Raw genomic sequence first — 7,564 nt, 5'->3', positions numbered from 1 at the left:
ATGTTCGTTCAAAAATTTTTAAGTGTTGTACTTTTTGGATTCTATAGTCATGGATACGACTTGTCCTCTCCCCACAAGCAGGACAACGGTGCTTTTTAACTGGTAGCTTTACGTGTAAGTAAAAGTTCCCCTCTAACTCCTCCATCTTCGTAACTATTACACTTTCTAATCCAGGTAATTTCATGTTAAACTGCATATACACGCATCTCCTATCCCTTTGGTTTGTTTCTAGTCAATTCAAGTGTAAAGGATATAGGAGCTTGCGTGTTTTATTTTGCTTAAATTTTTTCATACCCCAACATATATAATAGAGCCTATAAAAAATAAAGGCGACTAAATGTCGCCTTTATTCATACAAAATTCCCTCTTTTTCTTTTATACCTTTTTTAACTACACAATTTTTCCCGAAACTCTTCGCTTCATATAAAGCCTCATCTGCACGAACAAAAAAGTTCTCTGATGTGTCCTCTGTGTTCGCAGTCCAAGAGGAAACTCCTGCTGACATTGTAACAGCTGGAGAAGTAAAATTAGCAACTTGCTTTCCTATTTTACCTGCTATTTTTACGCCGTTGTTTAATGACGTGTTCGGTAGATATATTGCTAATTCTTCTCCACCCCATCTAGCAGCTACATCTTCCTCTTCTATATTGGTCAGAATTATTTCTGCAATTTGTTTAATAACCTCGTCACCAATGTAATGGCCATGTACATCATTAACCTTTTTGAAATCATCAATATCTATTAGAATTAAAGTTCCCACTTCACCTTCCTCCATATGTTTTCGAATAATTGTATCCAAATAGCTTCTTGCATAAAGCTTGGTCAAATAATCCGTGTTTACTGCTTTTTCTAGTTTTTCTTTTAGTATTGTATTAGCTAATGCCAATGTTGAATGTTGCAATAGTGACTGTATCAGTTTAAAACTATCAAAGGAAAAGAAATAACGCTCCTCATGTAGTACCATTACCAACCCATTCGTAGTCCCTGAATGCTGCATTGGAACTGCCATTAATGAGTGAAAAGGAATTTCTCTGTCGCTTTGAAATTCTCCTCTGAAAATTGGTTCCTGGCGATTTTGAATTTGTCCCCATAAATCCTTTGCTAAGGAACGTCCCCCGATGGTAGAAAAATATGGTGTACTCCCATTTAATATTTCAAAATGATTAGCATCTATATTATCTGTATAGATAAACCCTACTTCGTTTGCATTACAAATATTAACGATCTGGTCTCGCACAATTCGAGTTATCTCAGTTAAATCTAAATTCGAATTTAATTCATGTGTTATGTCATTAATTAACTTTAAGTCTGATACCAAATGCCTAGAATCTTGGTATAACGTAGCATTTTCTATTGCTTTTCCCGCAATCATTGTAAATTCTTTTAAAAACTCCAATTCTTGCTCTGGAAACTCCATTACAGTAGGCGTGATAATTTGCAGTACACCATAGACCCCTTGATTCCCTCGTAATGGTGCATAGACATACGTTTTTTTATCTTGAAGTCGATCTTCAATTTGCGTTTCACCACTTAAAAAAGCTTGTGAACTAACCTGTTTTGTGGAGTTATCACTAAACTCTAGTGCTTTAATTGGTAAATTTAAGTTATTTTCATGGTCTTGTGAAAGTAATAAGTAATGTGATAAATTGGGGTACCTCTTTTGCACAGCTTCAATAATCTCCATGAGAATATCCTCTTTATTACTTGTTGAAAATAATCTTGATGTTAATTCCAATAAAAAGTGTTTTTCTTTCTCTCGTTTCGTTCGATTAACCATATTATCAAGTATCGTTAATACTTTTTCTGTTTCCTCTTTAATTACATTTTCAAATTTCATTATTTGGTTAATCTGATCTTTTTCTAGAATAATGAACAAAAAGTCTACTTGTCCCTTATTTGGTACAAGTGGTATCGTAATATAGTTTTTCTTCATAACTTTTGGTAGCACGATTTCGTTTTTAGACAATAAATCCATGTTGTTATGATAAACAGCATCTCTAAACACATGATCATAATCATTAATTTGTTTACGTACGTATGAAGGATTATTTTGATCAGAAACTAGGAAGAATGAGTTCGTCCATATATCATAACGATAAACCCCTACAAAAGCTACGTGGAGAATCGTTTCTAAAGACCTACTAACGATAGAAAATAAGTTGTTATTTCTAGTTGTTTCATTAGATAATAATTGAAAGTATATACTTCGTATTTTTTCTCGGAATTGTAATTGCTGGTTTATCTGCATTTAATCACCTATCATCGGAAAATCTATCTACATCTCTCTATTATATAATAAGATTAGAATAATTCCTAACCTAATACAGAAGTTTTTGATAATTATTACTATAAACATTATTTAATAGGGTAATGCTAGGCAATAAGATTAATTACATGTTATGTATAAAAATAAAGAAAAACATTGACTTAATCGTACATAACTTATATACTATTCCTTGTGTAAAATAATTAGGTAGCCTATGTGAATCACCGCATGCCCCCATTATGTACCTCTAGTATAGAGGTGTATCGTGTAACTCTCTGCTGCTGGAGCGATGGTACATGAATACATAATGGACATCGGAGGAGTCACGGTTGTTTTTATTTTATGCAAATAAAATAAAAAGGAGGAAATGTCCTATGGCACGATATACTGGATCCGTATGGAAAAAATCACGTCGTCTTGGCATTTCATTAACTGGAACTGGCAAAGAGCTAGATAAACGCCCTTATGCTCCTGGGCAACATGGAGCAAACCAACGCAGAAAAATGTCTGAGTATGGTTTACAATTGCAAGAAAAACAAAAACTACGCTTTATGTATGGATTGAACGAGCGTCAATTCCGTAATCTATTCGATAGAGCTGGGAAAATGAAAGGTGTTCATGGTGAAAACTTCATGATCCTACTTGAATCTCGCCTTGATAACCTTGTTTACCGTTTAGGTCTTGCACGTACTCGCAGACAAGCTCGTCAATTAGTTAACCATGGTCACATCACAGTTGATGGTTCACGTGTTGATATTCCATCATACCTAGTAAAACCTGGTCAATCAATTGGTGTTCGTGAAAAGTCTCAAAACCTAGACATCATCAAAGAAGCAATCGAAGTAAACAACTTTGTTCCTGAATATGTATCATTCGATGCAGATAAATTAGAAGGAACTTTCTCACGTTTACCAGAACGTTCTGAGCTTCCTGCTGAAATTGCAGAGCAGCTTATTGTTGAGTTCTACTCTCGTTAATAAGATTGCATAATAGAATGAAAACCCGCAAATCCTTGATATAGTTAAGGATTTGCGGGTTTTTTATTACATTTTGCTTTATAATAGGCTAAAAACTGAACGAATATGAAATAATACAATAAGCTACGATACATTTCCATTTTGAGTCAATAATAATTATCATATAACAGGAATTAATCTTATCTCTTTAAAATAGTGTTGCAACTGGTTTCTATTAATTCGCTATGGAATATTCTATCCAATGTTACATTCCACACAGGCATAGCATGCAGATGAAGCTTCTCTATGTCACTTGCGAAGTTTAAGAAATAATTATTGAAATCGGTTTTCCACTGACCATTTGCCCCCATTCAGTGTAAATTCCATTTCACCTTTCCTTGATAACATTACATTACACTATAAGAATCTTTTCCGTTATTTTTTGAATCATAAAGTGCCTTATCAGCATCTTTTAATAATGAATAATAGGTAGAGTCTGTATCCGCCAGAGTTATCCCCATACTAGTTGTAAGCCTTAATGAGTGGCCATTTATTACCCAAGGAATTTGAACAGCTTTTTGGATTGATTGAACAAAAAATAATGCATTTTCCTCCTTAGAGGTATCTGGTAGGAGGATGATGAATTCATCCCCTCCTAGCCTTCCAACAGTATTCTCAACTCCTATGGATTTGCTAATTCGCTTACCAAACTCTACTATCACACCATCACCTACATCATGACCTAATTGATCATTTATCCCTTTAAAATCGTCAATATCTAACATTATTACAGCAAACCCTTTATTTTCCGTATGGAGCGTTGCTAATAAGTCTTCCATTTGCTTCTTAACCAAGCGACGATTCGGTAAACCTGTTAAAGAATCATGATGAGCAAAGTATTCAAGTTGTGACTCATATTCTCTTTGCATACTAATATCTCTCGTTATTACTACCATATGTTTAAATTTTCCCTGTTCGTCAAAAACTGGTGACCCTTTCGCTTCCGTCCAGATTGTTTTATTGCTAGGATTATATTGCCTAAATTGGACTTGAAACTTTTCGCCGTTTCTGATTGATTTGATAACTTTTCGATCTATTTCGTGTTTATCAACTGGATGTACATTATGCAAAAAGAATTTACCCACAAATTCGTTATAATCATGTCCTAGAACATCTTTATATGAAGGCGAGGCATATATTATTTCACCTCTTTCATTAATTAACGTGATTAAATCATTGGCATTTTCAGCAATGATACGGAATCGCTCTTCACTTTCTTGTAGTTTTTTCATCGATTTGACTAACTTGGTAACATCTTTTAAGATGCCATATAATCCTGTCACCTTGTTATCAATTGTCAATGGGGTTACTTTAACTGACACGACTACGTTTTTTTGATCTTTCGTGCGGATGGTTAAATACGTATGTTCTAGTTCCAAATCCCCTTCTAAGGATTCCGCTAATATTTGTTCTACTTTATTAAAATCTTCACCAATAAAAAGTGAATCTAACTTACGACCTATTAACTCATTTGATTGATAGCCCGTAACTTTTTCAACAGCGATATTCCCATTTGTTATACAGCCATTTAAATCAAAAGCTAGAACAGCGTCTGAATGAAACTGAAATAAAGACTCGTATCTCTGCCTACTCTCACTCAGTTCTGTCCATGCTTTTTCGATCTGTACTTCCGTTACTTTTTGTTTTGTTATATCCTTAACAATTGCTAGTATCTGTACACATTTTTGATGATCATCAAAAATAGGATGAAGCTTTGTACTTGAGTAATATTTTTCCCCAGATAATGCTACATAAGCGTCCTCATATTCTACACAGCTTTTATCTGTAAGTACATTTTTATATTGATTAATTAGAAAATGGGCAACTTCATATGGGTACACATCTTGAATTCTCTTCCCTAACACATCATGAGATAACCCCGTTTCCTTCATTGCTTTCTGATTTATAAAATCATAAACAAAAACAGATTCATCCAAAACATTTACTACAAAAATCATGTCACTTATTCCATCCAATAATCTATGATCTTTATTCATTTTCACTTTTCCTCACTAATTATTTTAAACTCTTCTGACAATAGCAAGTGTAAAATACGTTTATTCAAATTTTAATTCTCTCATAATTACAAGAAAAAGCGATGCCCCTATGTTCTTATTTATTTCATAAATAATAGGAATGTAGTGCTATTTTTAAAAATAAAAAGGCCTGGCTAATCTTTTCAGATTAGCCAGACCTTCAACTTTAAATCTTAAATTTTGCCATTTCTTCTTGAAGCTGTTGTGCTAGCTCTGCTAATGACTCAGATGCATTCGCGACTTCTGCCATCATTGACATTTGTTCCTCTGTTACCGCTGACACGCTATGCGCATGATCATTTGTACTTTCGGAGTACTTTTGCATCTTATTCGATAGATCGTTCATCGTGTCCATATCTGATAACGATGTTGTCATTTCTGTCGTCATACTTGATATTTTAGAAGATAGACTAAATATAGAACTGGTTATCTCTTCAAAGGACTGTCCTGTCTTTTCAACAGATTGAATCCCTTCACCAGCAATATGCTGACTTCTTTCCATCATCGATACAGATTGTGATACTTCCAATTGAATCCCATTAATAATCTCATTAATTTCCTGAGAAGCTTTACCAGACTGTTCTGCTAGTTTCCGAACTTCCTCAGCCACTACAGCAAATCCTTTTCCGGCCTCCCCAGCACGAGCTGCTTCAATTGCAGCATTAAGAGCCAGTAGATTTGTTTGTTCCGTTACATCTGTAATTAAATTAGCCATTTCACCAATTTGATTGGATTTACTTTCTAATGCATATATTTTTTGGGATGAGGAGGTAATTTGCTCATTTAATTGTTTCATCTTCTCGATTACCTCTTTAACCATTTCACTTCCATCCCCAGCTAATTTGGTAGATTGATTAGCTTCTTCTTCCATACTTTTAACAGCTACTTCCATTCGAGCCATATTGTTTCTCATGCTTCCATTGGAAGTGGATAGGTCATTTGCTAATTCATTTTGTGATGAAGCTGCATCTGCTACTTCTTGAATGGAACTTGCAACTTCTTCTACAGACGAATTTATCTCTTGTGAACTCGCTGACAATTGCTCCGAGGTGGCTGCTACATGATCTGTACTTTGACCGATCTTCGTCAACATCGATTGTAGCGAGCTAACTGATCGATTAAAATATTGACCCATTTGACCAAATTCATCTTTTGATGTTGTATTAATTTTCGTTGTTAAATCCCCTTGTGCAAGAACCTCTAATTGCCTGTTTATACCCTGAACATCCTTCGAAACCGTTTTTCCAATAATAAATACAATGATCACAATTAATAAGATTAATACGCCACTTGTGATAAGTAATTGGTTTAGTAGAATTGGTAAAGAAGAATAAAGTTCATCCGTTGGAGCTAACAGTACGATTTTCCACCCTACTTTAGGCAGTGTTTCGTAATGAAGTTCATATTCACTTCCTGCTACTACAGCAGTATGTTTACCGTTATCCTCTGTAACGATTGTGTCTATCATACTGTCATCATTTAATTCATCTGACAAATTACTAGATAGTAGTTTATCAGAATCTGGATGCGCGATAAAGTTGCCATCTTGATCAACTAGCACTGCATAACCAGAATCTTCTACCTGGATTTCGGAAATAATTCCTTGAATCGAATCTAGTACATAATCACTTGTAATAACCCCTTGTAAACTTCCACGCTTATCTTTAAACGAAACAGCAGTTGTTATAAATGTTTGGTCTAACGTTTCATCATAATAAGGAGCTGTCCAAACTGGTCTATCCGATTGTTTTCCTTGTTTATACCAATCTATTTCTGGGTAATTATAGGATGGAACCTCATATTCCTCCGTATATACGGTGTTATCCCCATCTTTATAAACATATGGGCCAAAGAATTCTTCGTCTTCGTTATATTGATAAGGTTCATACCATACGCCTAACCCAAACGTTTCTTCATTACTAGGAAGTAGATTTTCAAAGTAAGCTCGATACTCCGCTTTTGTAAAGTATGTATCTTGAGATTCTATTAAAGCCTTCGTAGTAACTAGATTTCGCTCATGAGTAGTCAGCTTTATATTAACCCTTTCAACCGTTTCTTTTAATTTGGAATCCATTCGCTCATCAATAGCTTGGTTTAACTCATTAGAAGCATTATTGTAACTAATAAATGTCAATATTGCCAAAAATACTATGATAAACGGTAATATCACCATAATCTTCCAAAGGATTGGTAATTTCCCCATTAAATTCTTCATTTTTACACCTACTTTTTTTATTAATTTCGAC

5 protein-coding genes are annotated in these 7,564 nt (G+C 34.4%); 1 reads left to right on the top strand and 4 read right to left on the bottom strand.

The window, feature by feature from the left end; genetic code table 11:
• Together BMX40_RS18915 and BMX40_RS18910 are read right to left on the bottom strand one after the other, a co-directional pair.
• The coding region (locus tag BMX40_RS18915) for a transposase family protein (protein WP_244513670.1) at window positions 1–202 on the bottom strand (202 nt) is incomplete at its 3' end.
• A gap of 144 nt (window positions 203–346) precedes the next feature.
• Window positions 347–2,248, bottom strand: coding sequence for a sensor domain-containing diguanylate cyclase (locus BMX40_RS18910; RefSeq protein ID WP_090872881.1), 1,902 nt, complete (start codon window positions 2,246–2,248; stop codon window positions 347–349).
• 392 nt (window positions 2,249–2,640) lie between these two features.
• Between BMX40_RS18910 and rpsD the strand changes: the two genes are divergently transcribed.
• Entirely contained in the window at window positions 2,641–3,243 is a 603-nt protein-coding gene (gene rpsD, locus BMX40_RS18905; RefSeq protein WP_090872879.1) for a 30S ribosomal protein S4, read from the top strand.
• Window positions 3,244–3,629: 386 nt separating this feature from the next.
• On the opposite strand, the gene BMX40_RS18900 is transcribed toward rpsD, so the two are convergent.
• The gene (locus BMX40_RS18900) at window positions 3,630–5,279 is read right to left on the bottom strand and encodes a PAS domain S-box protein (RefSeq protein ID WP_090872877.1); all 1,650 of its coding nucleotides are present in this window, start codon (window positions 5,277–5,279) and stop codon (window positions 3,630–3,632) included.
• Between the two features lie 205 nt (window positions 5,280–5,484).
• The gene (locus BMX40_RS18895; protein ID WP_090872875.1) at window positions 5,485–7,533 is read right to left on the bottom strand and encodes a methyl-accepting chemotaxis protein; all 2,049 of its coding nucleotides are present in this window, start codon (window positions 7,531–7,533) and stop codon (window positions 5,485–5,487) included.
• Window positions 7,534–7,564: the final 31 nt, after the last annotated feature.

The sequence above is a fragment of the Oceanobacillus limi genome (assembly GCF_900111445.1).
In the GTDB taxonomy this organism is placed as follows: Bacteria; Bacillota; Bacilli; order Bacillales; family Amphibacillaceae; genus Ornithinibacillus; species Ornithinibacillus limi.
The sequence above is the reverse complement of the archived record's forward strand: the minus strand, read 5'-3'. Positions and strand labels throughout refer to the sequence as shown.

What these genes read in the sequence shown, in the direction of transcription:
- BMX40_RS18900 (WP_090872877.1), bottom strand. Translation starts at nt 5,279, where the DNA reads ATGAATAAAGATCATAGATTATTGGATGGAATAAGTGACATGATTTTT.
- BMX40_RS18895 (WP_090872875.1), bottom strand. Translation starts at nt 7,533, where the DNA reads ATGAAGAATTTAATGGGGAAATTACCAATCCTTTGGAAGATTATGGTG.
- BMX40_RS18910 (WP_090872881.1), bottom strand. Translation starts at nt 2,248, where the DNA reads ATGCAGATAAACCAGCAATTACAATTCCGAGAAAAAATACGAAGTATA.
- rpsD (WP_090872879.1), top strand. Translation starts at nt 2,641, where the DNA reads ATGGCACGATATACTGGATCCGTATGGAAAAAATCACGTCGTCTTGGC.